The organism is Rhizobium sp. NFR03 (genome assembly GCF_900111275.1).
Lineage (GTDB): Bacteria > Pseudomonadota > Alphaproteobacteria > Rhizobiales > Rhizobiaceae > Ferranicluibacter.
Genome location: NZ_FOGR01000003.1, coordinates 116,513 through 141,472 on the forward strand (window position 1 = coordinate 116,513; position 24,960 = coordinate 141,472).

Below are 24,960 nucleotides of genomic sequence, written 5' to 3' on the forward strand. Positions count from 1 at the left end.
AAACGTGCTGTGGATGTGGGAGGCTTGTAAACCGGAACCGAGGAGGCGCGCAACGTTCCGCCCCGTGAATATGGGATGCGTCGGTGAAGGATGCCAGGCAGCAGGGTTTAGCGGGAGACTGTTACGCCTGCCCGCAGGCCTTTCGCTCCGTCGGATTTCGACAAAGCGTCAGCCTGCGCGACAGGGAGAGAGAATGATCGGCTTTGCCGAACGTCACTCCCGAGACGGTGTCAGCGGCGAGGGCCGCGGGCTACGCGTTCGATTTCCTCGCGCACGAGGCGCTCGACAAGGGTCGGCAGGTTGTCGTCGAGCCATTCCTGAAGCATGGGACGCAGCATTTCTTCCGCAATTTCATCGAAGGAGCGGCGCGGACTGCTGTCGATTGCCAGCGCCAGATCGCCGAACGAGCGGGCCACCTGCTCGCTCACGGCATCTGAAAGGATTGCGGTGACGTCCTTCTCCCGAACCTGCGTCGAAACGCTGGGGACCAGCGGCTGTGTGGCTGGCGTTTCCGGTTGTGTCGCCACGGTCGCTCCCGAATTTGCGGTCTCGGAGGAAGAAACCTCGTTTGTAACAAGGTGCGGCGCGACAACGTTGCGCGCCATGGCGCGGATGGACGCCTCCACCTCTGCCTGATGCGCAGCGTCATGCTCGCTCTGCGTCTCCTCGGCAACCGGCTCGCGGTAGGCACGAGGCGGTTCCGGCTGGAAGGGCGCTGCGGCGCTTGTCTGCGGCCGAGGTTGCTGCATATCCTCTCGGGGCGCGGCCGCCTGCGGTGCCCTTGCCGGCAGATCGCGGGGCGCGACAACCGTTTCTCTCGGCATCGTCTGGCGCTCGGAGGCGGCACGGACGCGGGCCGCAACGTCTGCCAGCGAAAGCGGCGCAGACGGCGCTGCGCGGGGCGGCTCTGCCTCGCCATAGGAGGCAGACGGCGCGTGCCTATGCCCTGTATCCGCATCGGCGTCAGAGGAAACGAAATCCGGGAAGACGGTGTCGTCGATCGTCAGTTGAATGTCTTCGGCCTGCTCTTCGTCAAGGTAGGCCTGGTCGCTTGAATAATAGCTGTCCGACATCGGACCGTGGTCATTGGCAGGAAGACCAGGACCGGTCGCCTCGTTGCTTTCGATGATCTTGCGGATCGAAGCGAGAATTTCGTCCATTGACGGTTCGCGCGCCAGGTTCGATTGTGCCATTGCAGATCCTCGTTTCATTCAAGGCGCGCCGCCGTTTCGCGCAGAGCCTGATGACCCTTAAGCGACTTGTCCATTTGGCGGAATGCCGCGAATCATCCTCTCGCGATGATGCACAGATTTGTTTCTCCCGTCATCCGGTCTTGCAGGCAAACAAGACGCGGGCGTTCAGCGTCCCTCTACGGGCTTGAGACCGAACCATTTGTTCTTTACCGCCTCATAATGCTTTTCCGGTCGGTATTCTGCGACATTGAGGTTCTGTCCGCGGACGGTGAGCGCGCCCATGCTGGCAAGCAGGGAATAGCTGGCGACGACGGCATTGCGCTGCGATGCCGCAAGGCTTTCGCGCGCAATCAGCACGGATTGCTGGGCGTCGAGAACGTCGAGCGTCGTGCGCTGTCCCACCTTGCGCTCCTCGATGACGCCGGCCAGCGCCTGATTTGCAGCCCGGATCTGCTCCTTGTTGGCCGTGATGGAGGCTCGGGCAGCATCCAGTTGGGCGTAGGCGCTGACGACCGTTTTTTGGACATCGAGCCGGACGCTGTCGACCGCGATGCTTTGCTGACCAGCGCGCTCCTTGGCCTGCCGCACCTGACCATACTCGGCACCGCCTTGGTAGATGGGCACCTGTAGGCGTGCCGTGATCGAGCCGGAGGTATTGTCGACACCGCCGTTGTTGAACGAGTCGCCCGTGTTGCGGCTGACAGAACCCTGGATCGTCACACCGGGCAACATAGTCCCTTCCGCCTGCTTCACCCGGTAGCCCGCAGCATCGACCGCATATAATGCAGCGATGATCTGCGGATTGTCCCGAAGGCCCGCGGCAACGGCCTGGTCGAGCGTGCGTGGCATGCCCGTCTTTGCCGGTGGCGCTGCCTTGATATCTCGAGGTGCGCCGCCGACGATCTGTACATAGACCGCCTCACTCTGCTTCAGTTGCGATACGGCTGTAGCAAGCAGTGCCTTCGCACTTGCGAGTTCCGCCTCGGCCTGACTGACGTCCGTGCGGGTCCCCTCGCCCACCGTCAGCCGCGCATTGGCCGCCTTCAACTGCTCCTTGAGGAAAGCGAGGTTTTGTCGCCGAATGCCGACAACCTGCTGGTCACGCACAATATTGGCGTAGGATTCCGCAGCCGACAGGAGAATCGAGATTTCGTTGGCCTTGAGGCTTTCGCGATTGGACAAGACGGTCGATTCGGACGCCCGGACGTCGTTCAGGGTCTGGAAACCGTCGAAGATCTGCTGCGTGATCGTCAGTCCGGCAGAGCCTTGGTGGAAGTCCCGCGGGCGCGTCTGCAAATCGCTGTCAAAGCGCGTCTGCGTGCCGGTCGCGACTGCGGAAACCTGTGGTCGGTACCCGGACTTGGCGATCGTGACGGACTCGTCCACGGCACGAAGGCCGGCGCGTGCCGCGTTCAGATCCGGGTTGTTGGCATATGCCTTCGCCATGGCTTCGGCGATCGTATCGGCGGAGGCAGGCGAAACGAGAGCCACCGCGAGTATGGTCGTGATGCGCAGCATTTTCATGCGATGCCTCCAGTATGACAGGACCCAGCACTCCGGCACCCGCACATCGACTTAAAAGGTTCTGCCGCAAAAGCCATGCCGAAGGTCGGAACAGCTGCTACCGCAAGATCATTCGATGCCAGCACTGCGCCTCCATGCGCAAGACGGAGCCGGCCCTACGTAACCGAACGGTCGTCCGGCGTTGCTGTTGCGCATCAGGTCGTCCCGAGGCAGGCAGGTATCCAAGCCCGATCTAATTGACCAGCATGGCGCCGGGCTGACCATAGCATCGGCGCCTAACCATAACGGATCGAAGGCCGACGCCTATGCATGAAAAAGCCGGGCCACGTTTCCGTATAGCCCGGCTTTCTACCTTCATCGAATGCTTGGTGATCCGAAGATCAGAACACGAATTCCTTGGCGACGCGAAAGCCCGGCAGCGGCTTGACGGCCGTATTGAAGGCCTTGCGCTCTGACACTTTACCGCCTTCGCGCATGAAGACCTTTGCACGCGAAGCATTGCCGAAGCCGACGACAGCGATGAGCCGACCACCATCGCGCAACTGCGACGTCAGCGCAGCAGGGACCGTCTCGATCGCGCCATTGACGAAGATGACGTCATAGGGGGCCTTTGTCGGGTAACCGGCTTCGAGGACACCCGTCACGACACTGACGTTCGCGTAGCCTAGGCTGGACAGGTTTTCCTTCGCCTGCGCAGCCAGCTCCGCGTCGCTGTCGAGCGCGATCACATCCTTGCCCAGCAGAGACAGCAGAGCGGACGTATATCCGGTCGTGCAGCCGATCTCGAGAATGGAGTCTGTCTTGGCGATCTCGCCAAGCTGCAGCAGCTTCGCCAGCGGCGACGGCTCCATGACGTACCGGCCGCCGTCTGCCTGGGAAACGGCAATATCCGTGTCGATGTAAGCGAGTTGCTTACGGCTTTCGGGAACGAACGCTTCGCGGGGAACCGCCAGGAAGGCGGAAAGGACCGTATGAGAGGTAACATCCGTGGTGCGAACCTGGTTGTCGACCATCTTGATACGTGCTGCTTCGAAATCCATCGCGCGTGCCTCTTCGATCCGCTTTGAACGCCGCCCTTGCGGACACTGTCCGGACGACCTGCGTCCGCCGCAACGGCGGACTGCCTTGCAAAGCTCATAAATCGCCGCATCGTGCGTTTCAAGCGGCGAATGCAACGATGGGCAAATCGCCCCGTATCTCGTGCGCTTCAGGCGTTCACCGCGCTGGCGCGCCTTCGAGGCCAACCAGCGCGATCTTGCTGTAGCCTGCCTGCTGGATCCGGTTCATCAGGTCCATCAACGCGCCGTAATCGACGGACTTGTCGGCGCGCAGCAGGATTCGTGTCTGCTTGTTGCCCTCGGTCATTCCGTCGAGATCCGCAGCGAAACGGGATGTATCTGTCGTCTCGTTGCCGAGCGCGAGCGTCAGGTCGGATTTCAGCGTGATGAACACAGGCTTGTCGTCGCTGCGTGGCGTGGGCTTTGCCGCCGATTGTGGAAGATCCACTTTCATATCGACGGTCGCCAGTGGCGCTGCGACCATGAAGATGATCAGGAGCACCAGCATCACGTCGATGAAGGGGGTGACATTGATCTCCGCATTTTCCTCGAGATCGCCGCCACCGCTGTCGCCAAGTCGCGTTGCCATGGTTCACCTCATCCGTGCGACGGGCGTTTCGCCCGGCTTGATCGTGTCGGCAAGCCGCGGCGCGGTGCGGCGAGCCAAGCGGAAATCGAGGTCGCGGCTGACCAGACGATCGACGGCCGCAGCGGTGTCCGCCAGGATCAGCCGATAGCCGGCGATGGAGCGGGCGAAGTAATTGTAGATGACCACCGCCGGAATGGCCGCGACGAGGCCGATGGCCGTCGCCAAAAGCGCTTCGGCAATGCCGGGCGCGACGATGGCAAGGTTTGTCGTTTGCGCCTGGCTGATGCCGATGAAGGAGTTCATGATACCCCAGACCGTGCCGAACAGGCCGACGAAAGGGGAGATGGAGCCGACCGTTGCAAGGACGCCGGTGCCCGCCGCGATCTTCTTGCCCGCACCGGCCTCGATGCGCGAGAGACGCGAAGCGACACGTTCCTTTACGCCCTCGCCCGGCACGAGATCGAGGACCGGCTCCGATTTGGTCAGTTCCTGACCGGCAGCCGTCAGCATGGCGACGGCCGGTCCGCTTTTGACGACGCCTTCGGACGCATCGCGCAATCCGGTCGCGTCGGTCAGATGGGCAAGCGCCCGGCGCAGACGAGCCTTGGCTGCCGACAGTTCGAAGACCTTGAAAAGAAGAATTGACCACGTCGCGACGGAAGCAAGCGCGAGGGCGATCATCACGCCTTTGACCACATAGTCTGCCGCGAGAAACATGCCGACCGGCGACAGATCGTGCGGGAGCGACGGATCATCCCCATCTTCGGCGGCGAGTTCCTGCAGCTCGGTCGGTGGCTGCGCGGCTTCGGGCGCCGTATCCGGTGCCGCCGGTGGCGTGGCCTCCGGCGTCGGCGTCACAGGAGCGGGTGCCGTCTGGGCAGAGCCTTGCGGAGCCGCAGGCGCTGGTGGGGCCGAGGGCGCCTGCTCCGTAGAAGAGGCCGGAGGGGCTGATGTCTGGGCAGAAGCCGGCAGGGACATCGCCAGCGCCCCGATCAGGGCTGTGGCGAAGAAGGGCGTGGAAAACTTGCAGTTCGACATGATTCGTCCATCTCAAGCGATCCATCCGCTGCGTCGGGCGGACGATGATCTCGGGCGCCGGCCGCAGCCGGTTTCGTCACCATTGTGACGTCGTTCGCGCTCTCATATGTCACAGACGGCAGTGAAGGCAAGATTTCTAGACTGTTTTCATCATGATTCTTCGCCGGGAAGGGTTTCGGAGTCATCGGCGTCTGTCGGCGTGTCGTCCGGAAAGGAATCGAGACGCCAGTCATAGGCGCGGTGTCGCTGCCAGGGCCGACGAAGCCCGTCCATGGCGGCGACAACCAGCCGGCCTCCGGGCGTAGCTGTGTCTGCGTAGATTTCGAGAGCACCTGTTTTTCGCAGCATGCGAGCACTGGCGAGGATTGCCCCGGAGTGACATGCGGAAAAAGCGAGGTTCGCGGAGGTCACGACGATATCGGCGATATCGCAGGCCGAACCGACAAGCCTGCGATCCTCGACCGTGACGATGACCCAACCCTGAGGCGATGTGGCGGCGCACCACTGCTCGGGAACGCAAGAGAAGCGGCCCTTCTCGCCCTCGCCAATCAACCGGTGCAATGCGCCGCGGGCCTCCGAATCCTTGAAAGGGAGCCGGTTCCGCTTGTCGTCGGTCGCCGGTAGCGGTTCGGGCAAAGCAAGATCGATACGCAAGCTTGGTGCGCGGTGCTTGTCGAGACGAAGCGCTCGCGTCCATTGACCGTAGATAAAGGCCGGCGGACGGGTTCGATTGCTGGCACCGGACATGCCGTCGATCAATGCAGCCAATCGTCCATCCTCAGCGATAAGGAGAACCGGCCGCTCGGACGGAGCAGCGACGGCGATGCAGAGGCCGACGACAACGAGACCAAGACCTGCGAACGCCAGCCGCGTTCGCAGCAGGCAGAAAACAACGCCGCCGATGGCAATCATTGCGAAGGCCGCATGCGGCAGGCGCCCGGTCATGATCTGGCCACCGAGCGCCGAGACGAAACGAGCGACGGCCAGCATGACCTCCAGCCCGTACCCCATCACGATCAGAGGAAGCGTATCCAGTCCGAGCGGCATCAGCAGCATTGCGATGAGGCCAGCCGGCATGACCACGATGCTGATGACCGGCATGGCCAGCATATTGCCAAGCAGGCCGTAGGCCGGCAGCTGATTGAAGTGGGCAGCCGAGTAGATCATGGTCGAGACGCCGCCGATGAGCGAACTGAGAAACAGTCCTGCCAGAAATCCGCGAATGCCTGCGAGCATCTCGTTTCCCTCGCGTCGGCCGGCAGGCACCTCGCGTTCCCGCCAGCGGGCATAACCGGCAACAAGCGCCAGCGTCGCGGCGAAGGACATCTGGAAGCCCGGACCGGAAACCGCGGACGGGTCCACGGCCAGAATCACCAATGCTGCAATGGCTACATTGCGCAGGCTGATCGAGGGGCGATCGAAGAAAACGGCGAGGAGCATGATGACGATCATGATCCATGACCGGACGGCGGAAACGGCGCCTCCGGAGATCAGGATATAGAAGCACACCATCAGCAGAGCCCCGCCCGCTGCGATCTTCTTGATCGGCACGCGATGCGCAAGGCCGGGCACCAGACTGAGGCCGGTTCGCAAGCCGACCAGCAAGGTTCCGGCGGCCAACACCATATTGAGCCCGGAAATTGCAAGGACGTGGCCAAGGCCGGAATTTCGCAACGCGGCGATGCTGTCCCGGCTGATCGCCCGTTCCTCCGCCGTTACGAGAGCCGCAGCGATGGCTCCGGCATCGCCGGGAATGGTCGCGCGGATCCGCATGCCGATGGCCTCGCGCCAGACAGCAAGACCCGCCCAACTCCTGTCGATTAAGGACGCTCTGGCCGTCTCTTTCTTCTCATCGGCAAGGATCTGCGGCTTGCCATAAGCATAACCTACCGCTCCGATGCCCTTGAAGAAGCTGTCGAATCCGAAATCGTTGAGGCCCGCGAGAGCGGGACCGGAGGGCGGCGAGAGACGAGCCCGTCCCTTGATGATATCGCCGACCTTCGCCGCACCGGCATTGCGCACGACAAGCGTCAGGGTCGTCGGCGGACGCCGCAGCGTCGGCGCCTCGGTGCGCTGCAGGGCGACGATATAGCGATAGGCATTTCTGCCGGAGATCTCCCGGCTAAGGATACGGCCCGTTATCGTCGTCGTTACCGGCGAATCCAGCATGACAGTGACGGTCCGGGACGTTTCGAATGCTGCCGAGGTCGCACCGAGGAGAAGACCCGTTGTGCTGAAAACGACAAGACGGAGCCAGCCGGAGCGTCCCATTAGCGCTCCACTTGCTATGCAAAAACAACATGCCAGCACTGCAACATTGATGAGCGCGGGCGGGTCGCGTGCGGAAAACCAAAGGATCGCTCCCAGCGCCATCAGCAGCGGCAGGAAGAGAAACGGGTGCCCGAAGGCCGCCTCTTCCTCCCAAGCCGTACGAAATCGATCCGGCCACGCGCGGGGACGCGGACGCAAGACGGCGATCCAGCGGGCTCGTGCGCGTAATTCGTGTTGAAAAAATTGCGGGAGACGCTGGCGGGTCGGGGCGTGAACAAGCTGCGGGAGCGTTTCAAGATCCGGCTCATGAAGCGCTTGCTCAGCGCGCCTTGGTCCGATGTCGATCACTGCTTCGGACACCTTGCGCATACCAGGGGAGCCCTTTTCGTCGCCACCGGAAGATGTTGCAGAAAAAGTTCTAATTTACAATTTCGAGTTATTGCCTATTTCTTCATCATGTCGTCGACCAAGCGCGGGAAGCCGCGACTTTCCTATGCAGCCGTAGTTGGAACTGCCAACAATCCATGCAACTATCGCGCCGCGAGATGATTATGCTGCATCGCAAAACGTAAGCCCCCGAGCGCTTGGCAGGGGGTATCAAATGCGGTAGCACTGAGGCAACAACGATGAATTGCGGCACGCTTTCGTGCCGTTTCGGTGCAAATGGAGGATCGCTATATGGCAGGCAAAAGCGCAACGGTGACGGTCAACGATAAATCGGTCGAGCTGCCGGTGCGGTCCGGCTCCATCGGCCCAGAGGTCGTTGATATCGGCACGCTCTACAAGCAGACGGGACAGTTCACCTACGATCCGGGCTTCACGTCGACCGCATCCTGCGAGTCCAGGATTACCTATATCGACGGCGACGAAGGCATCCTTCTTCACCGCGGCTTTCCCATCGAACAGCTCGCCGAACAAGGCGATTTCCTTGAGGTTTGCTACCTTCTTCTCTACGGCGAACTGCCGACCAAGACGCAGAAGATCGACTTCGATCACCGCGTCACGCACCACACCATGGTGCACGAGCAGATGTCACGCTTCTTTACCGGCTTCCGCCGCGATGCCCACCCGATGGCCGTCATGTGCGGCTGCGTCGGTGCGCTTTCGGCCTTCTACCACGACTCGACGGATATCACCGATCCACACCAGCGCATGGTTGCAAGCCTGCGCATGATCGCGAAGATGCCGACGCTTGCCGCCATGGCTTACAAGTATCATATCGGCCAGCCCTTCGTTTACCCGAAGAACGACCTCGATTACGCGTCGAACTTCCTGCACATGTGCTTCGCGGTTCCGTGTGAAGAGTACAAGGTCAACCCCGTGCTGGCCCGCGCCATGGACCGGATCTTCATCCTCCATGCCGATCACGAGCAGAACGCTTCGACCTCGACGGTTCGTCTCGCCGGTTCTTCGGGCGCAAACCCCTTCGCCTGTATCGCGGCCGGCATTGCCTGCCTCTGGGGCCCGGCACACGGCGGCGCCAACGAAGCGGCTCTCAACATGCTGGCGGAAATCGGCACGGTCGATCGCATTCCGGAATATGTCGCCAAGGCCAAGGACAAGAATGACCCGTTCCGCCTGATGGGGTTCGGTCACCGCGTCTACAAGAACTACGATCCGCGCGCCAAGATCATGCAGAAAACCACGCATGAAGTGCTGGCGGAACTCGGCCACAAGGACGACCCGCTTCTGCAGGTCGCCATGGAGCTCGAGCGCATCGCTCTGACGGACCCCTACTTCATCGAGAAGAAGCTGTACCCGAACATCGACTTCTATTCGGGCATCACGCTGAAGGCCCTGGGCTTCCCCACGACCATGTTCACCGTTCTGTTCGCGCTGGCCCGCACCGTCGGCTGGATCGCTCAGTGGAACGAAATGATCGAGGATCCGGAACAGCGCATCGGCCGTCCGCGCCAGCTCTATGTCGGCGAACCCAAGCGCGACTATATCCCGGTCTCCAAGCGCTAAGCCGACCGGTTTTATTGAAACAAGAAAAGCCGCGGGCCGAAAGCTCGCGGCTTTTTCATGTGCGTTGCGCCCGTTTCTGGCCCTGATCGGTTGATCCGGCAGACCTCCACCGAACGCGTCTGCGAAGCGCCTCCAGGAGGCTGCAGCAATGACCATGCTGGTCATGTCTCTGCCGGGTGAACGGCAAAAGCGTTCCACCTCATGCCCTAGGCCGAAACGAAAAAGCCAGCCTCCCGGGAGAGACTGGCTTCCGCAACTTTATTATCAGATAGTCGACAATCAGCCTTCGATACGGCGGACCTGGCGGGTCGCGTCGAAAGCGCGGTTCATGTACATGTCGCGATCGTAGACATCATCGAAATAGGCGACGCGGCCATCCTTGTCCGGCCATGCTGTGAAGTAGGCAACGTAGACCGGGATGCGGCTCGGGACAGAGACGCCCTTGTTGCGTCCGCCGGCGATCTGCTTGGCGACATCGTCCACCGTTGTACCGAGCACGGCAGCCGCCATGCGGCGGGGATCGGCAAGCCGCACACAACCGTGGCTGAGGGCCCGCATGTCCTTCTTGAAGAAGCTCTTGGACGGCGTATCGTGCATGTAGATGGCATGCGCGTTGGGAAACAGGATCTTCAGCTCGCCGAGCGCATTGTCATCGGACGGCGGCTGACGCACGGAGACACCCTTGGTGGAGCCGTACCAATCGACGTCATAGGACGATACGGCACGTCCGGCGACCTCGACCTGATAGCCCAGACGGTCGAGATAGCCCGGATCGCTGCGCAGCTTCGGCAGCATCTCGTTGATGATGATCGACTGAGGCACGCCCCAATATGGGTTGAACTCGACGGTCTGAATCTCATCCTCGAAAAAGTAGGTCTGGTTTGTCTTCGAGCCAACGACGACGCGCATGTTGAACTGTTCGACGCCGGCATCGTGATAGGACGCCGTGAAGGCCGGCTGGTTGATGAAGACGTAGCGGCTGCCGAGATCGGCGGGAAGCCAGCGCGCCTGCTCCATGGCGATCCGCAGCTTGGCGATCTTGTCGGCGTTGCTGTCGCCACCGCTCAAGATACGGATCGAGGCGCGTCCGACGATGCCATCCGGCTTCAGGCCGTTTTCCTTCTGGAACGCCTCGACCAGCGCCACGAGATCAGGCGTGTAGTCCTCACTGCCCTGATAGGCGGCAAGCGTCGTGGCATGATCCGTTTTCAGCGCATCGGAACCCTTCGCCTTGATAGCGGCGACGACAGCAGGCAGGCCGGGATCGGCAATGCCCGGCTTGAGAAGCGTGCCTTCCGGAATCTCGATACGAGGCTGGCCGTCAGTGGAAGCTTCCAGTCGCTTCAGCTCGTCGCGAAGAGCCTTGAACTCGGGATTGGACGGCGTCTGCGTCGCGAGGAAGGCTGCGACATCGTGGCTGGCAGCGATAACGCGCAGCTTGCCGGCGAGATTGACGTCCTTGCGCTTGAAATCATGATAGCCGGAGATCGCGTTCGGATCGATACGGCCGCGAACCGTGTCCTGCACATAGGTAAGCACAGCCGCGCTCAGGCGGATCTCGAAGGATACAAGAGCTTTCTCGCGGGCTGCCATATCGGTTGCATCCGGCGTTTCCGATGGAAGCGCGACGGCGTAATCCTGTGGATCGAGACCGATGCTGGCGGCATCCGCCAGCACGGCCATGGCGGCACGGGCGCGATCGTTCACGCCGGTGGCATCGATCCAGATCAGTGCGTCCGTCCCTGCGTAATAAGCCTCGATCGTCTTGGCGACGCCGGGCGCGGCATAAGCCGTAACGGACGGCATGTAGGGTCGCGCGTCGCTGAGGGTCGTCGTGGTTCCTGTCGATACCAGATCAGGGCGGAGCGAACCTGTGACGACCGGATCGACCAGACGATCGGTCTCGATGCGACGCGGCGCTTCGGCCTTGTAGGTGTAGTATTTCGGACCGACGACACGCGGGGCCGGCGTCGACGATGCGCTGCGCCTGACCGGTGCCGACTGCTCCTGCAAAGGAGCCGGAGCGACCTCCGGCATCGACTGAAGGGTCTCTGGCGCGCGGTTGCGACGGAACAGGTCCATCAGCGTCATGGCGTCGGCTTGACCGACGTGGAGCGTGGTCAGGGCGCACCCCGACATGAGGGTGACGATCGCTGCTGTCTTCTTCAATGTCATAGCCGAACTTTCCGTATCGCAGTGCCGCCTCATGGCGGGTGGCGCCCGATGCCGTTCATGTCACCAAGCATCCGACTTATAAGAAATGTTGGTGAATGAAAAGGAAACGCGCGCGGCGCAATCAGGCGGGTGCAGGCGGAAAATGCCGGCTCAATCGAACCACAAAACACGCCAAGAAACTGATAGATCTGACTTTTCGGCTCGATGCCTCCACAGGGATGGTCGAGATTCTTTTTGGCCCGCGATACTGGCTTTTCAAGAGACATTCCGCCTGTGTTACAAAAGGCACAGAAAGCGCTTGCGTACCGACGTCGCCGGGCGTGAACGACCCTCCATCGTTCCGGATCATTCAAACGATTGTACCGGCGCGCCGCCCTCTCCTGCCTCTTTACAACCGGGCGGCACCTAGGCCACAGAAGACGTCAGCCCGGCCGGGCCTTTTCACGGTCGGCTCCGAGGATCTTGCAGCGCTCGACAGTGCCGCATCAGACGAAGCAGGGAAGAGACGATGACAGCCACCCGCACGGAAACAGATACATTCGGCCCGATCGAGGTCCAGAACGACCGCTACTGGGGCGCACAGGCCCAGCGTTCCCTCGGCAATTTCAAGATCGGCTGGGAAAAGCAGCCGCTGTCCATCGTACGGGCCCTCGGCATCGTCAAACAGGCGGCGGCCAAGGCCAACATGGCGCTGGGGCGACTGGACCCGGCCGTCGGCGAACCCATCATCCGCGCTTCACAGGAAGTGATCGACGGCAAGCTCAACGATCATTTTCCGCTCGTCGTCTGGCAGACGGGCTCCGGCACACAATCGAACATGAATGCGAACGAGGTCATCTCCAACCGGGCGATCGAGCTGCTCGGAGGCGTCATGGGTTCCAAGAAGCCCGTTCATCCGAACGACCACGTCAATATGAGCCAATCGTCCAACGACACCTTCCCGACCGCCATGCATATCGCCTGCGCGGAACGCGTCGTGCACGACCTGCTCCCCGCGCTGAGGCACCTCCATGCAGCGCTCGAAACCAAGGTGAAGGCGTTCGACCACATCATCAAGATCGGGCGCACACATACACAGGATGCGACACCGCTGACGCTCGGCCAGGAGTTCTCCGGTTATGCCGCGCAGGTAGCCTCCTCCATCAAGCGTATCGAAATGACGCTGCCCGGCCTGCAGGAACTCGCCCAGGGTGGCACGGCGGTCGGCACGGGGCTCAACGCACCGATCGGCTTTGCCGAGAAGGTCGCCGGAGAAATCGCCTCGATCACCGGCATCGCCTTCACCTCGGCGCCGAACAAGTTCGAGGCGCTGGCCGCCCATGATTCCATGGTGTTCAGCCATGGCGCCATCAATGCAACCGCTGCCGCTCTCTTCAAGATCGCCAACGACATCCGCTTTCTCGGCTCCGGCCCGCGCTCGGGTCTCGGCGAACTGTCGCTGCCGGAAAACGAACCCGGCTCATCGATCATGCCGGGCAAGGTCAATCCGACGCAGTGCGAAGCACTGACCCAGGTCTGCGTGCAGGTCTTCGGCAACCACGCGTCTCTGACCTTCGCAGGCAGCCAGGGCCACTTCGAACTGAACGTCTATAATCCGCTGATGGCCTACAACTTCCTGCAATCGGTCCAGCTGCTGGCGGATGCTGCCGTGTCCTTCACCGACAACTGCGTTACGGGTATCGAGGCTCGCGAAGACAACATCAAGGCTGCCCTCGACCGGTCGCTCATGCTCGTCACGGCGCTTGCGCCGAAGATCGGCTATGACAATGCGGCGAAGATTGCCAAGACTGCCCACAAGAACGGAACGACGCTGCGTGAGGAGGCTGTTGGCGGTGGCTATGTGACGAATGAGGAATTCGACGCCGTCGTTCGGCCGGAAACGATGATCAGCCCCGCCTGATCTGAACGGTCGTCGGTTCAGTCACCTCCCCGGAAATCCAATCTCCGAACCCCGCTGGCTTGCCAGCGGGGTTTTTTCGTCCGGCATAAGAGCCTTACCGGCAATGGCATGTGATGTTTCGAATAATCGTTAAACTTTCTCCAATCTTTTCATCGCTAGAATACGCTACTGCAGAGGGGTCTCGCCGGTCTATCGAGAGCCATGCCTGCAGCCACGTGCATTTCTGCCGGGCGACAATGCCGTCTTCCGCGATGCCAAGCTCAGGACAACAGGAGAGCTTTCGTGCAGCCTGTAACATCGCCCAAGGGGCAAGCTCCGGATATCGCGGCGCAGGTTACATTCGCGATGCGCATCATGGGCATCGCCCCGATCCCGCGCAACTACGAGCTCTATTACGAAGCCTATATCGGCTCCAACCCGCGCCTGACGAAGGAGCTGGCCGCGCTGGGCAGCAAGGCAACGCAGGAAGAGCTGGACGAAATCGGCGCGCGCTATTTCGCACACGTCCATCATGCAGCCGGTGTAGAGCGTGCGCATAGCCGGCTTTCCGCCCAGTTGAACGATCTCCTGGCCCTGATGCGCGACGAGCAGTTCGCACTCGAGAGCTACAACAGGGTTCTTGGGGAAGCGGCCAACAACATCAACAACAAGAGTGCCGCCAGCGTCGAGATCCTGCGAAGCGCGGTGACTCTGCTGTCACAAGCCACTGAAGATACAATGAGCCAGGGCAAGGAACTGGTCGAGAATGTCTCCTTGAAATCCGTGGAAATGGACGTCATCCGCCAGGAGCTCGACGAGTACAAGCGGATCGCCAATACCGATTCCCTCACGCGTCTTGCCAACCGTCGCGCCTTCGACGAGAAGCTGTCATCCGTCTATAATTCCGATCAGATCAAAACCTATACCGGGCTTCTGATCGCCGATATCGACCACTTCAAGAAGGTCAACGACACGTTCGGTCATCCGGTCGGCGACAAGATCCTCGCAACGGTGGGGACTGTCATCCGCTCGAACCTGCGGCGTGAAGCTTTCGTCGCGCGCACGGGTGGTGAGGAGTTCGCCATCATCCTCAACGACCAGACCGTCGAGGAATGCGTGCAGGTCGCAGACCGGATCCGTACGGCGCTGGCCAACACGCCGTTCAAGAATTCGAAGACGGGCGTCAACTACGGCCCGATCACGCTGTCCATCGGCGTGTGCCAGGCCTCTCTCGCGGAAGACCCTGTTGATCTCTACAACAAGGCAGATGTCGCGCTGTATTGCGCCAAGAATGCCGGCCGCAACCGGACCATGCTGTTTGAAGACGGCATGAAGAAGGACACAGGCCGCAACTGGCTTCTCTACCGTCGTTGACGCTGCCTGAAGACGGTCAAGCCACAGTGCCCTGCTGCTCGGCGAGGAGGCGGAGGCACGCCTCAAAGGCTGTGAGGTCCGTGTAGAGGGCGTCCGGAGCCGCGTTGCCCACCACGAGCGCACCTCCACGAGCGGCGATACCGCCGTCCAGCATCAGATTATCCGCCATGTCGAAATTCTCGATGGAGATTCCATCCGGTCCGCGATGCCGGCCATCCGTCGTTTCGCGGATGTCGCCGCCGTAGTAGGCGGAGCAGCGGTCGTAGTGCGATTGGGCGATGTTCGTGTAGGCGTAGACCAGCTTGCCCTGCGCGCACATGAAGCCGACCTCGAAGGCCGTGCCGACATCGGCGGCGACGCCGCGGAACGGCGTAAGGTTGGCAATGACCGCATCGGCTGCGCGCATCATGCCCTCGTTGACCTGACTGATCGCCAGCCCCATGCCGAACTTTGTCTCGGCCGGGGGGATAGCGAGATCTCCCGGGCTCAGTGGTTCGAACCCCGCCGCCCTCGCCCGCTCTGCTTTCAGATCGAGGATCTCCCGGGCATTCGGCAGAAAGACTTCAGGACCGGCAAGGTAGACTTTGAGGAGCATTGTTCTTCCAGTTCCAGACAGGGTTCGGTGCGGGTCAACGCACGGCCTTGAGCGTCAGATATTCCCAGACGGCGACGACGACGAGAATGACGAAGGAGATGATGAGGAGGACGTGCGGCTCGACCACGAGGGCAAGCGGCGCAGCAAGGATCAACAGGCCTATGCCAGCGAGATGCGAGACCGAAAGGCGCGGAGCGACCGAACTCTTGATCCAGACATTGCCCGCCAGGAAGACGATGGGACCGCCGATGATCGCGCTTGCCGTCTTCAGGTCGATCGCCCCGTGGGGATGGGCCAGGACGAACTCGTCGGCGACGGCGCAGAGGATGATGCCGGCGACGACCGGGATATGGGCATAGGTGAAGATGGTTCGCGCAATTTCGCCGGGCGATTCGTCGCTCTCGATCTGCGCTGCTGCCCGCTCCTGTCCGAACCGGAAATAGATCCACCACATGGTGACGGTCGATCCGAAGCTGCTGACGGCGAGAACGAAGACGAGTGGCGTTACCTCCATTTCGGCAAGCGTCCGGCCCGTTACGAGAATCGTTTCGCCAAGACAGATCAGGACGAACAGAGCGCAGCGTTCCGCCATGTGCGCGCCGAGTACGTCCCAGTCGTCAAACTCTGAACGACCCAGTCCGGGCACGCGGAAGCCCACGGCGGGCGAGACATATTCTATGGTCAGCGCGACGATCCAGATGAGGAGTTGTGCCTCACCGCCGATCAGGGCACCCGCGATCCAGAACACGCCGGAGAGAGCGAGCCAGCAGGTGATGCGCAGAAAATCGCGCGCGTTATCAGGGCTATGACCGTGCAGCGCGTAGACGGTGAACAGGGACCGGCCGATCTGCATGCCGACATAGGAGATGGCGAACAGCAGCGCCTTGTCGCCGAAGGCGTCGTTGATCGCCGTCGATAGCAGGAGCGCGCCGAACATCAGGGCGAACAGCATGGCACGAACCGGCATCCGGTCGGGATCGAGCCAGTTCGTCACCCATGTGGTGAAGATCCAGACCCACCAGACGGCGAGAATCATCAGCAGCGCTTCGAGCGCGCCCATGAGCGAGTAATGACCGGCAAGCGTGTGCGACAGCTGGATCAGCGAGAAAACGAAGACCAGATCGAAAAACAATTCGGGAAAGGCGACCTTGTCGTCCTCCCGCTCGCGACGCTCGCGCATCCAGCCGGCCCGATCCCGCAGCGACTGGAAGAGTGTGCTCATCGCGCAGCGCCCTCATCCGCACTCTGTCCGGCACGAACGGGGCCGCGATCGAGACCTTTGGCGCTCAGTTCCTCTTCGTAGGCTGCAAAGAGAGCGGCACCCTCGACGCTGAGTTCCCGCAGATAGGTCCAGGTGAAGATGCCTGTGTCGTGACCATCGTCGAAGGCGATCCGCACGGCATAGTTACCCGTCGGCGTCATCGCGGCGATGGCGACATTGCGCTTGCCCGGCACGGTGACCTTTTGCCCGGGACCGTGCCCCTGGACCTCGGCCGACGGCGAAAGCACGCGCAGCATCTCGGCGGGCAAGACGCCGGCGACCCCATCGTTGAATGTGACGGTGAGCGTCCTCCGGTCCCTGGACACCCGCAACTCCCTCGGCCAGATGTCGCTTGTCATGTTCGTCCTTCCGCGCCCGTCACTCCGTGCGCCAGCCACCGCTTGATTTTTCAGAGACCTAGCGCAGATTCCCCTTCAAGGAAACTGACACGCTCATCATTGCAGAGCATCGAGGCAGGCGCCGAGCACAGCCGGCCTTGACGCATCCTGCCACAGGCACGATGTTTGTGGGCAGGACGACGGAGACGCTTGTGAACACCATCATCATCGACAGACGCCCGATCGAGAAGCGTGGAGCTGTTGCGCTCGCGAATTCCACCGCACCGATGATCGATCCGTTCGGCCGTGCGGTGACCTACCTGCGTGTGTCGGTCACGGACCGCTGCGATTTCCGCTGCACCTACTGCATGGCGGAAAATATGAACTTCCTGCCGAAGAAGGACCTTCTGACGCTGGAGGAACTCGAGCGCATCTGTTCCGCCTTCATCGAGAAGGGCGTTCGCAAGCTGCGGCTGACGGGTGGCGAGCCGTTGGTGCGCAAGAACATCATGCATCTCGTACGGGCGCTGGGTAAAAAAATCGAAGAGGGAACGCTGGACGAGCTGACCCTGACCACAAACGGATCGCAGCTCGCGCGCTATGCGCAGGAGCTTGCGGATGCCGGCGTGAAGCGCATCAATGTTTCGCTGGATACGCTCGATCCGGTAAAGTTCAAAGAGATCACCCGCTGGGGGGATCTGTCGAAAGTGCTTGAAGGGATCGACGCAGCCCAGGCAGCCGGCATTCATGTGAAGATCAATGCCGTTGCTCTCAAGGGTTTCAACGATCTTGAAATTCCCGACATGATCCGCTGGGCGCATGGCCGTGGCATGGATCTGACGCTGATCGAGACCATGCCGATGGGCGAGATCGAGGAGGACCGGACGGATCGCTACATGCCTCTGTCCGAGATGCGCGACCGGCTGGCAGAGATCTTCACCCTGACCGACAATGCCTATGCGACTGGCGGCCCGGCTCGTTACATGACGGTCGCGGAAACAGGCGGACGTCTCGGCCTTATCACGCCGATGACCCATAATTTTTGCGAGAGTTGCAATCGGGTTCGCCTGACATGTACGGGCACGCTCTACATGTGCCTTGGGCAGAACGACGCCGCGGACCTGCGTGCCGCCGTTCGCGCCTCATCGGAGGACGCTCTTCTGTCGCAGGTGATCGACGAGGCCATCGGCCGCAAGCCGAAGGGCCACGACTTCATCATCGATCGCACGCAAAACCGACCGGCTGTTGCGCGGCATATGAGCGTCACTGGCGGCTGAAGTGACCGCCCTGCCCGTCTCTACCCGATGAATAGCGAGTCGTTCTACCCATGACGCCTTCCCACGTCGTTGATGTTCCGCGTGCCACCCTCGGCGTCGTGCTTGCCGGCGGGCTGTCGAGCCGTATGGGGCGGGACAAGGCAGCGATATCCTTCGGCGGCATGCCTCTTGCTATCCGCGCCCTTGAGCGCCTGCGGCCGCAGGTAGCGGCCCTCGCCTACAACGGCGATCGCAGCCTTCCGGGATTGGCCGGCGATATCGAGGCTATCCCGGATGCGGCGCCCGGCGCTTTCGGGCCGCTTTCAGGTGTTCTCGCAGGGCTGCGTTTAGGGCAATCCCGCGACATCCCGCTCGTCGTCAGCGTTCCCGTGGATGCGCCGTTTTTCCCGCGCGAATTCGTATGCCGGCTTCACGATGCTCTGGACGAGACGAACAGCATGATCGCGGTGGCTGCATCGAGGGACACCCTGCACCCCGTCTTCACGCTCTGGTCGTCCGTCCTCGCCGATGATCTCGAGCATTTCATCGCGACCGACGCCAAGCGAAGGGTCCGGGGTTTCATCGAGCAGCATCCGCATGTCATCGTCGATTTCGCGGCAACGGGAGACGCCGTCGGAGATATCGATCCCTTTACGAACATGAACAGGCCGGCGGATATCGAGATGATGGAGCGAATGCTCTTCCACACAGGAACGGGTGACCTATGAGCCCACCGAAGATCTTCGGCATTGCCGGCTGGAAGAACTCCGGAAAGACGGGTCTCGCCGTACGGCTGGTGACGGAACTCACGGCGCGGGGCTACCGGGTTTCTACCGTGAAGCATGCCCACCACGATTTCGACATCGACAAGATCGGCGCCGACAGCTGGCGGCATCGTGAGGCCGGGGCGCATGAGGTGACGATTGTTTCGGGCACCCGCTTTGCCATCATGCACGAACTTCGCGGCCAACCGGAGCCATCGTTCGAAGACATCCTCGCGCGCCTGGCGCCCTGCGATCTCGTTCTCATCGAGGGTTACAAGCGCGAGCCCATCCCGAAGATCGAGGCACGACGGCTGGACGCGAAGAATCGCGAGCCGCTCGCGCCCGGCGACCGGCACATCCGCGCCATCGCAGCCGATCACGCCATTTCCGATGCAACGCTTCCCGTCTTCGATCTCGATGACACCACCAGTATCGCGGACTTCGTCGAGGCGACCTGCGGGCTCAGGCGTTCCTGAGGCCGCGCATCAGTTCACGGTCGCGTTGGTGCCTTCCTCATGGACGGCATCGAGCCGCACGAATTCAAAGCCTTTTGCCTTCAGCGCCAGGATACCTGCCGCAACGCCTTCGCCGGCCGCATGCGTCGGCTGATTGATGTGCGAAATGATGACGTCGCCATCATGCGCGTTCGCGATTCGGCGTGTCGCCATTCTGGCGCCCAGCAAGGATCCATCGTCTCCGTTCAGCGAGTAGCCCGCAACGTCGAAGCCGAGTGACCGGATCTGCGCGATCGAAGACGCCGTGTACTTCGCCGTCGCGCCACGGAACCAGTGCGGCCGCGGCGCACCGCTTGAGGCGAGCGCATTCGCTCCCCCCATGACCTCGGCCTCGACGGCCTGCGCGGAGCCAGCGGAGGCGATGCCGTAAACCGGCACCGGACGATCGATGGCCGGCACATGCATCGCACCATGATTCTCCAGCTCGAACAGGTCGGCATGCGCCATGAAAATCGCGAACGTCTCCGCGTTCCGTCTCAGCCAGCGCTCCGTGACGAAGATCGTTGCGGGTATCCGGTTTTCGATGAGGACCGAAATAATTCGCTGGTCGGCGAGCCCCATGCAGGCATCGAAGGTCAAGGCCACGCGCGGCGTCTTGCCACCTGCCGCGATATGAAGCTTCGGTTCCAGCAGGCCGTCGCGTGCCAGCGCCGGGACTGACAGGCCGAAGGCCGCAATGAGCGGCAGAAGGAAAATCATTTTCATTGCATCGTCCAGACGAAAAGAACCCGGCGCGACGAGCACCGGGTTCTTCATCTTCAGGGCCTTGAACATGGCGGTTTCTGGGCAAGTAATCTTTCTGGATCACCTGCCCTTATGAATCAAACCGCTACTTCTGGGCCACGGGACGGACAAGCGGGGTCACGCGGCGGATCGTGACGCGGCGGTTTTCCTGCTCGGCTTCCGACGTACGGACCTTGAGGAATCGCTCGCCATAGCCCTGCGTTACCAGGTTTTCCGGCGGGATCTCGTAGACGTCCGTCAGAAGCGCTGCGACCGACTCGGCGCGCTCGTCCGAGAGGACGAGGTTCGACTGGTCGGAGCCGACCGCATCCGTATGACCTTCGATGAGGAAGGTTTCACCAGGATCCTTGTCGATGACTTCCAGCATCGCGTCCGCGACCTTCCGCAGGGTCTTCGCCTGCGACATCGGCACTTCAGCGCTGCCCGTGGCAAAGGTGATCGTATCGAGATCGATACGGCGCACCTTGTCGCGGATACGGGCGGAGTTGCGAACCTCGTCGAGCGAGTATGTCCGCTCGACCCGCTCCACCGGCGGCTCGGCCAGGAAGTCGTAATAGTCGCGATCCGGCTCTGTCGAGGTGTCGATGATGTAGTCGCGTACCGGCACCGTCAGGCGCATGGGCGGCAGATCCTCGCCGGCGTCATAGAGCGGCGGGCGCTTTTCGTCGCCGACTTCAGGCGCATAGACCATCAGGTATTCTTCACCGTCGCGGTTGATGCGCGTGCGCTGAATAACGTCGCCGTACCGATTGTAGATCGTCACGACGCGCATGCCGTTCGGCCGCTCGATCACCTCGCGGGTTCTGCCGCGCGGCAGTTCCTCATAGTAGGTCTCCCGCGCATCGCGACGCAGACGCGGGCGATCATCGCTGCGAACGACGATCTCGTCGCCGAAGTCGAGAACGGTCCGGTTGTTGCGCTGCTCCTCGATCCGCGGACGCTGACCCGTCAGCGCGTCGATGAGATCGCCGGCATCGAATTCCGGCGCCCGTTCGATGCGACGGCCACGTTCGTTGATCGCCGCGTTCAGTTCTTCACGATCCGGCCGGCGTTCGCGGTGATCCGACTGTGCGTCGGCATCGGTGCGCGGCGGGGGCTGGTTGTTGCGTTCCTCGCGAACCTGTTCGCGCTCGCGACGGCGGCGGTCTCGGGTGTCATCATTCCCGCGATTGTCGGCGTCCTTGTCGCTGTCGAGGACGGCCGCACCATTCTCGACCGGCAGAACGACCGTCTCATCGCTCTTCGACGGGTCGCGGGCCAGCTTCTCGCGTTCTTCGCGCGAGCGCTTGTCGACGACGTCACGAGCCGGGCGATCGCGGTTGGCACCATTGTCACCCGCCTGCGCAGGATCGGTAGAGCCAGGCTCTGCAGCGCCGGCATTATCCGCGTTCGGCTCTGCACCGGGACGTGCCGGGTCTTCCGCCTGCTGACCCTCCGCCTCGCGCTGTTTGCGGCGCTCGGCGCGAATGCGGGCGCGCTCCTCGTCCGTCATATCGGAAGAGGGCTTTTCGCCCGGCTGGCGCTCGGGCGTGGCCTGCTGATCGGGCTGCGTGCCTTCCGGCTGCTGCGCATTCTGTTTGTCGGCTTCACGTTGCTTGCGGCGCTCTTCCCGCAGGCGCTTACGCTCTTCGGCACTCTGCGCACCGGTATCAGGATTGGCAGCATCGGGAGTGGCAGCATTGGGCTCGGCCGATTCGGAGCGTGCAGCATCAGGCTCCTGCGCCGCGGGTTGCTCCGCATTCTTCTGCCGCTCTTCGCGTTGCTTGCGGCGTTCTTCGCGGCTCGGGCGCGGCGTTTCACCTTCGGGTTCAGCCGCTGGCTGCGCCTCGGCGTCCGGCTGGGCCTGCTCGCGTGCCTTCTGCTGTTCCGCCTCGCGCTGCTTGCGGCGCTCATCACGGCTCGGGCGCGGCGTATCCTCGCCGGTGGGCTGCGCATCGGGCGCGGCCTGCTCGTTGTTCTGCTGCTCGGCCTCGCGCTGCTTTCGACGCTCTTCACGGCTGGGGCGAGGACTGTCCTCTCCTTGCGGCTGAGCCTCGCGCTGCGGTTGCTCTCCACCCGACTGCTGCTCGGCGTCGCGCTGCTTGCGGCGCTCCTCACGGCTCGGGCGGCCTTCTCCGCTTTCGGAAGGCTCCGCCTGCTGTTGCGGCGCGCCGTCCTGCTGCGCTTCGGCAGGTCTGCGCTTCTTCGGCACGTCCTCTTCCGGATCGGCCTGTGCGACCTGGAACGGCTTCATCTGCGCATCGGCCAAGGCCGGTTGCAAGCCTATCGTCATTGTAAGCAGCGGCATTGCTACCGTTGCGAAAAGCTTGGATCGAATGGTCATGGTGTCTCCTCCTGAGAGAGATCCCGTTCTTGTTCTTGTCACCGGCGCCGATGATCCGGGCCGGTATACGCTCGAACGCCGCGTGACGGCCGGCCGCAGCGGTGGCTGCGATCCATGGCCAGAGCGGTAGCAACGGGCGCATGAATTGGCGATGAATGCCGCGTTCACCCGGCGGACATAGGCTTTCCTCTTCTTCCCGCCAGAGCCTGTTCACGCTTTTCTCCGCAAGCGCTTTTCCTGTTGCATTTGCGAACGGGTCACGGAATATCGCTATCGAAGCGACCGTTGTCGTCGCTTGCGAACGGACCCGGGAAACGAAGAACAAGCCGGGCCTGCGCCAACAGAGAGGATCGATATGCCTATCGCCAAACGTTTCACCATGGCTGCCGCCGCGGCCGTCTTCGCCCTGACCGCGAGCACGGCGCTCGCCGCCGGCGAAAAGATCACCATCGGCACCGAAGGCGCCTACCCGCCCTTCAACGTGCTGGAATCCGACGGCTCACTGACCGGCTTCGACATCGACATCGCCAAGGCGCTCTGCGCCGAGATGAAAGCCGAATGCACCTTCGTCACGCAGGACTGGGATGGCGCCATTCCCGCCCTGATCGCCAAGAAATACGACGCCTTCATTGCTTCCATGTCGATCACGGCCGAGCGCAAGCAGCAGGTGGACTTCTCGGAAAAGTACTACAACACTCCGCCGGCTATCGCCGTGCCGAAGGATAGCTCGATCACGGAAGCGACCGAAGCCGGCCTTGACGGCAAGACGCTCGGCGCACAGTCCTCCACGACCCATTCCAACTATGCCGAAGCGCATATGAAGAAGGCCGAGCTGAAGCTCTACCCGACCTCCGACGAGTACAAGCTCGACATTGCCAACGGCCGTATCGACGCCGTTATCGACGACGTCGTCGTGCTCTCGGAGTGGCTGAAGACCACCGATGGCGAGTGCTGCAAGCTGCTCGGCACGCTGCCGATCGACCCTGTCATCAACGGCGAAGGCGCCGGCATCGCGCTGCGCAAGGGCGACAACGATCTGCGCGAAAAGTTCAACGCCGCGATCAAGGCCATCCGCGCCAACGGCAAGTACAAGGAAATCAACGACAAGTACTTCTCATTCGACGTCTACGGCGGCTAATTCCGGGGCTTGTTCGAAATCCTGCGGCGGGAGCTTGCCCTCCCGCCGTTTTTGTTTGACAAACGTCGGCATAAGAAAGAGGCGCCCATCAAGAAGCGCCTCAAGGGGACAAACCAGACGATGAGCGCAATCATGGCCGCGCTTTATTCCGCCGTGTCGGGGCTCGGCGCCACGCTCGATCCGTGGTGCGGACCGATCGGTATTTTCCGCCTCCTCGCCGGGAACACGCTGCTCGCCTGCGGCGATGCCGGCTGGGGCGACGAGATCGGCTACGGCTTTCTCATCACCGCGTCTCTCGCCATTGCCACGTTGCCGGTCGGCCTTGCCCTCGGCTTTCTGGTGGCGCTGGGCAAGCAGTCGAGCGAGAAATCGCTCCGCCTGTCCTCGGATATCTACACCACCATCTTTCGTGGCCTGCCGGAATTGCTGACGCTGTTCATCGTCTATTACGGGCTGCAGATCGTGGCGCAGCAGGTCCTTGCAGGCGTCGGCTACTCCGGGCCCGTCGAGATCAATGCGTTCTTTGCCGGCATCGTCGCACTTGGCGTCGTTTTCTCGGCCTATTGTTCCGAAGTGCTTCAATCCGCCTTCAAGGCCATTCCGAGGGGGCAGTACGAAGCGGGCGACGCGCTCGGGTTCAGCCGGGGAAAGACCATGCGGCTGATTGTGCTGCCTCAGCTTTTCCGCATCGCGCTGCCCGGACTCGGCAATCTCTGGATGGCCCTTCTGAAGGACACGGCCCTGGTTTCCGTCATCGGTCTGCCGGATATTCTGCGCCAGACCGGCGTTGCTGCGCGGGTGACCAAGCAGGCGTTCGAATTCTTCGGGCTCGCCTGCATCCTGTTCCTGCTGCTCGCCGCGGCTTCCTCCGTCGTCTTCTCCGCATTGGAACGCTGGGCGCGCCGCTCGGAGGTGGCCCGATGAGTGCGACACCGCCTCTTCCACCGGCCGGCGCAC

Annotated in this window: 21 protein-coding genes; 8 read left to right on the forward strand and 13 right to left on the reverse strand. The window is 62.1% G+C overall.

Features of this window, described 5'->3' with window-relative positions; translation table 11 throughout:
* Positions 1-230: 230 nt before the first annotated feature.
* From BSG19_RS10270 to BSG19_RS10295, 6 genes are all read right to left on the reverse strand, one after another.
* A complete protein-coding gene (locus BSG19_RS10270; protein ID WP_092987629.1) occupies positions 231-1,193 on the reverse strand; it encodes a PopZ family protein in 963 nt (320 codons plus the stop codon).
* Between the two features lie 165 nt (positions 1,194-1,358).
* The gene (locus BSG19_RS10275; protein WP_092987630.1) at positions 1,359-2,717 is read right to left on the reverse strand and encodes a TolC family outer membrane protein; all 1,359 of its coding nucleotides are present in this window, start codon (positions 2,715-2,717) and stop codon (positions 1,359-1,361) included.
* A gap of 380 nt (positions 2,718-3,097) precedes the next feature.
* Positions 3,098-3,757 carry a protein-L-isoaspartate O-methyltransferase family protein gene (locus tag BSG19_RS10280; protein ID WP_092987631.1) on the reverse strand — a complete coding sequence of 220 codons (660 nt, stop codon included), beginning with the start codon at positions 3,755-3,757 and terminating at the stop codon, positions 3,098-3,100.
* Between the two features lie 175 nt (positions 3,758-3,932).
* Entirely contained in the window at positions 3,933-4,364 is a 432-nt protein-coding gene (gene exbD / locus BSG19_RS10285; RefSeq protein ID WP_092987632.1) for a TonB system transport protein ExbD, read from the reverse strand.
* A gap of 3 nt (positions 4,365-4,367) precedes the next feature.
* Positions 4,368-5,402, reverse strand: a complete 1,035-nt coding sequence (exbB, locus tag BSG19_RS10290; protein WP_244529196.1) for a tonB-system energizer ExbB — start codon at positions 5,400-5,402, stop codon at positions 4,368-4,370.
* 150 nt (positions 5,403-5,552) lie between these two features.
* Entirely contained in the window at positions 5,553-7,775 is a 2,223-nt protein-coding gene (locus tag BSG19_RS10295) for a ComEC/Rec2 family competence protein (RefSeq protein ID WP_092988432.1), read from the reverse strand.
* Between the two features lie 576 nt (positions 7,776-8,351).
* On the opposite strand from BSG19_RS10295, the gene gltA reads away from it, so the two are divergent.
* Positions 8,352-9,641 (forward strand): citrate synthase, encoded by a 1,290-nt coding sequence (gene gltA / locus BSG19_RS10300; RefSeq protein WP_092988433.1) that lies wholly within the window; start codon positions 8,352-8,354, stop codon positions 9,639-9,641.
* A gap of 279 nt (positions 9,642-9,920) precedes the next feature.
* Here gltA and BSG19_RS10305 read toward each other — a convergent pair whose 3' ends face one another.
* Positions 9,921-11,816, reverse strand: a complete 1,896-nt coding sequence (locus BSG19_RS10305; protein WP_092987633.1) for a L,D-transpeptidase family protein — start codon at positions 11,814-11,816, stop codon at positions 9,921-9,923.
* A 29-nt stretch (positions 11,817-11,845) separates the two neighbouring features.
* Positions 11,846-12,082, reverse strand: a complete 237-nt coding sequence (locus BSG19_RS25690; RefSeq protein WP_139274752.1) for a hypothetical protein — start codon at positions 12,080-12,082, stop codon at positions 11,846-11,848.
* Positions 12,083-12,324: 242 nt separating this feature from the next.
* Between BSG19_RS25690 and fumC the strand changes: the two genes are divergently transcribed.
* Positions 12,325-13,716, forward strand: a complete 1,392-nt coding sequence (fumC, locus tag BSG19_RS10310; RefSeq protein WP_092987634.1) for a class II fumarate hydratase — start codon at positions 12,325-12,327, stop codon at positions 13,714-13,716.
* Positions 13,717-14,061: 345 nt separating this feature from the next.
* Entirely contained in the window at positions 14,062-15,069 is a 1,008-nt protein-coding gene (locus BSG19_RS10315) for a GGDEF domain-containing protein (RefSeq protein WP_244529232.1), read from the forward strand.
* A 16-nt stretch (positions 15,070-15,085) separates the two neighbouring features.
* On the opposite strand, the gene BSG19_RS10320 is transcribed toward BSG19_RS10315, so the two are convergent.
* The 3 genes from BSG19_RS10320 to BSG19_RS10330 are packed head-to-tail and all read right to left on the reverse strand — an operon-like array spanning position 15,086 to position 17,284.
* Positions 15,086-15,664, reverse strand: a complete 579-nt coding sequence (locus BSG19_RS10320) for a nucleoside 2-deoxyribosyltransferase (RefSeq protein ID WP_092987636.1) — start codon at positions 15,662-15,664, stop codon at positions 15,086-15,088.
* Between the two features lie 34 nt (positions 15,665-15,698).
* Positions 15,699-16,844, reverse strand: a complete 1,146-nt coding sequence (locus tag BSG19_RS10325; protein ID WP_092988434.1) for a low temperature requirement protein A — start codon at positions 16,842-16,844, stop codon at positions 15,699-15,701.
* Between the two features lie 38 nt (positions 16,845-16,882).
* Positions 16,883-17,284, reverse strand: coding sequence for a gamma-butyrobetaine hydroxylase family protein (locus BSG19_RS10330; protein WP_092987637.1), 402 nt, complete (start codon positions 17,282-17,284; stop codon positions 16,883-16,885).
* Positions 17,285-17,490: 206 nt separating this feature from the next.
* Between BSG19_RS10330 and moaA the strand changes: the two genes are divergently transcribed.
* Genes moaA through mobB form a run of 3 tightly spaced genes read left to right on the forward strand, consistent with a single transcriptional unit; the run spans position 17,491 to position 19,759 of the window.
* Positions 17,491-18,540 (forward strand): GTP 3',8-cyclase MoaA, encoded by a 1,050-nt coding sequence (moaA, locus tag BSG19_RS10335; RefSeq protein ID WP_170865959.1) that lies wholly within the window; start codon positions 17,491-17,493, stop codon positions 18,538-18,540.
* Positions 18,541-18,590: 50 nt separating this feature from the next.
* Entirely contained in the window at positions 18,591-19,247 is a 657-nt protein-coding gene (gene mobA / locus BSG19_RS10340) for a molybdenum cofactor guanylyltransferase MobA (protein ID WP_092987638.1), read from the forward strand.
* Entirely contained in the window at positions 19,244-19,759 is a 516-nt protein-coding gene (mobB, locus tag BSG19_RS10345; protein ID WP_092987639.1) for a molybdopterin-guanine dinucleotide biosynthesis protein B, read from the forward strand. Before mobA ends, mobB begins: the two co-directional genes overlap by 4 nt.
* 9 nt (positions 19,760-19,768) lie before the next feature.
* Here mobB and BSG19_RS10350 read toward each other — a convergent pair whose 3' ends face one another.
* Positions 19,769-20,503 (reverse strand): polysaccharide deacetylase family protein, encoded by a 735-nt coding sequence (locus BSG19_RS10350; protein ID WP_244529198.1) that lies wholly within the window; start codon positions 20,501-20,503, stop codon positions 19,769-19,771.
* A gap of 124 nt (positions 20,504-20,627) precedes the next feature.
* On the reverse strand, positions 20,628-22,865 hold the full coding sequence (locus BSG19_RS10355) for an OmpA family protein (protein ID WP_092987640.1): 2,238 nt from the start codon (positions 22,863-22,865) through the stop codon (positions 20,628-20,630).
* 355 nt (positions 22,866-23,220) lie between these two features.
* Between BSG19_RS10355 and BSG19_RS10360 the strand changes: the two genes are divergently transcribed.
* Together BSG19_RS10360 and BSG19_RS10365 are read left to right on the forward strand one after the other, a co-directional pair.
* A complete protein-coding gene (locus BSG19_RS10360; RefSeq protein ID WP_092987641.1) occupies positions 23,221-24,003 on the forward strand; it encodes an ABC transporter substrate-binding protein in 783 nt (260 codons plus the stop codon).
* 120 nt (positions 24,004-24,123) lie between these two features.
* Positions 24,124-24,927, forward strand: a complete 804-nt coding sequence (locus tag BSG19_RS10365; protein WP_092988437.1) for an ABC transporter permease — start codon at positions 24,124-24,126, stop codon at positions 24,925-24,927.
* Positions 24,928-24,960: the final 33 nt, after the last annotated feature.

Excerpts from the sequence above, each read along its gene's own strand:
- BSG19_RS10270 (WP_092987629.1), bottom strand. The coding sequence starts at position 1,193 with ATGGCACAATCGAACCTGGCGCGCGAACCGTCAATGGACGAAATTCTC.
- BSG19_RS10275 (WP_092987630.1), bottom strand. The coding sequence starts at position 2,717 with ATGAAAATGCTGCGCATCACGACCATACTCGCGGTGGCTCTCGTTTCG.
- BSG19_RS10280 (WP_092987631.1), bottom strand. The coding sequence starts at position 3,757 with ATGGATTTCGAAGCAGCACGTATCAAGATGGTCGACAACCAGGTTCGC.
- exbD (WP_092987632.1), bottom strand. The coding sequence starts at position 4,364 with ATGGCAACGCGACTTGGCGACAGCGGTGGCGGCGATCTCGAGGAAAAT.
- exbB (WP_244529196.1), bottom strand. The coding sequence starts at position 5,402 with ATGTCGAACTGCAAGTTTTCCACGCCCTTCTTCGCCACAGCCCTGATC.
- BSG19_RS10295 (WP_092988432.1), bottom strand. The coding sequence starts at position 7,775 with ATGGCGCTGGGAGCGATCCTTTGGTTTTCCGCACGCGACCCGCCCGCG.
- gltA (WP_092988433.1), top strand. The coding sequence starts at position 8,352 with ATGGCAGGCAAAAGCGCAACGGTGACGGTCAACGATAAATCGGTCGAG.
- BSG19_RS10305 (WP_092987633.1), bottom strand. The coding sequence starts at position 11,816 with ATGACATTGAAGAAGACAGCAGCGATCGTCACCCTCATGTCGGGGTGC.
- BSG19_RS25690 (WP_139274752.1), bottom strand. The coding sequence starts at position 12,082 with ATGTCTCTTGAAAAGCCAGTATCGCGGGCCAAAAAGAATCTCGACCAT.
- fumC (WP_092987634.1), top strand. The coding sequence starts at position 12,325 with ATGACAGCCACCCGCACGGAAACAGATACATTCGGCCCGATCGAGGTC.
- BSG19_RS10315 (WP_244529232.1), top strand. The coding sequence starts at position 14,062 with ATGCGCATCATGGGCATCGCCCCGATCCCGCGCAACTACGAGCTCTAT.
- BSG19_RS10320 (WP_092987636.1), bottom strand. The coding sequence starts at position 15,664 with ATGCTCCTCAAAGTCTACCTTGCCGGTCCTGAAGTCTTTCTGCCGAAT.
- BSG19_RS10325 (WP_092988434.1), bottom strand. The coding sequence starts at position 16,844 with ATGCGCGAGCGTCGCGAGCGGGAGGACGACAAGGTCGCCTTTCCCGAA.
- BSG19_RS10330 (WP_092987637.1), bottom strand. The coding sequence starts at position 17,284 with ATGACAAGCGACATCTGGCCGAGGGAGTTGCGGGTGTCCAGGGACCGG.
- mobA (WP_092987638.1), top strand. The coding sequence starts at position 18,591 with ATGACGCCTTCCCACGTCGTTGATGTTCCGCGTGCCACCCTCGGCGTC.
- mobB (WP_092987639.1), top strand. The coding sequence starts at position 19,244 with ATGAGCCCACCGAAGATCTTCGGCATTGCCGGCTGGAAGAACTCCGGA.
- BSG19_RS10350 (WP_244529198.1), bottom strand. The coding sequence starts at position 20,503 with ATGAAAATGATTTTCCTTCTGCCGCTCATTGCGGCCTTCGGCCTGTCA.
- BSG19_RS10355 (WP_092987640.1), bottom strand. The coding sequence starts at position 22,865 with ATGACCATTCGATCCAAGCTTTTCGCAACGGTAGCAATGCCGCTGCTT.
- BSG19_RS10360 (WP_092987641.1), top strand. The coding sequence starts at position 23,221 with ATGCCTATCGCCAAACGTTTCACCATGGCTGCCGCCGCGGCCGTCTTC.
- BSG19_RS10365 (WP_092988437.1), top strand. The coding sequence starts at position 24,124 with ATGAGCGCAATCATGGCCGCGCTTTATTCCGCCGTGTCGGGGCTCGGC.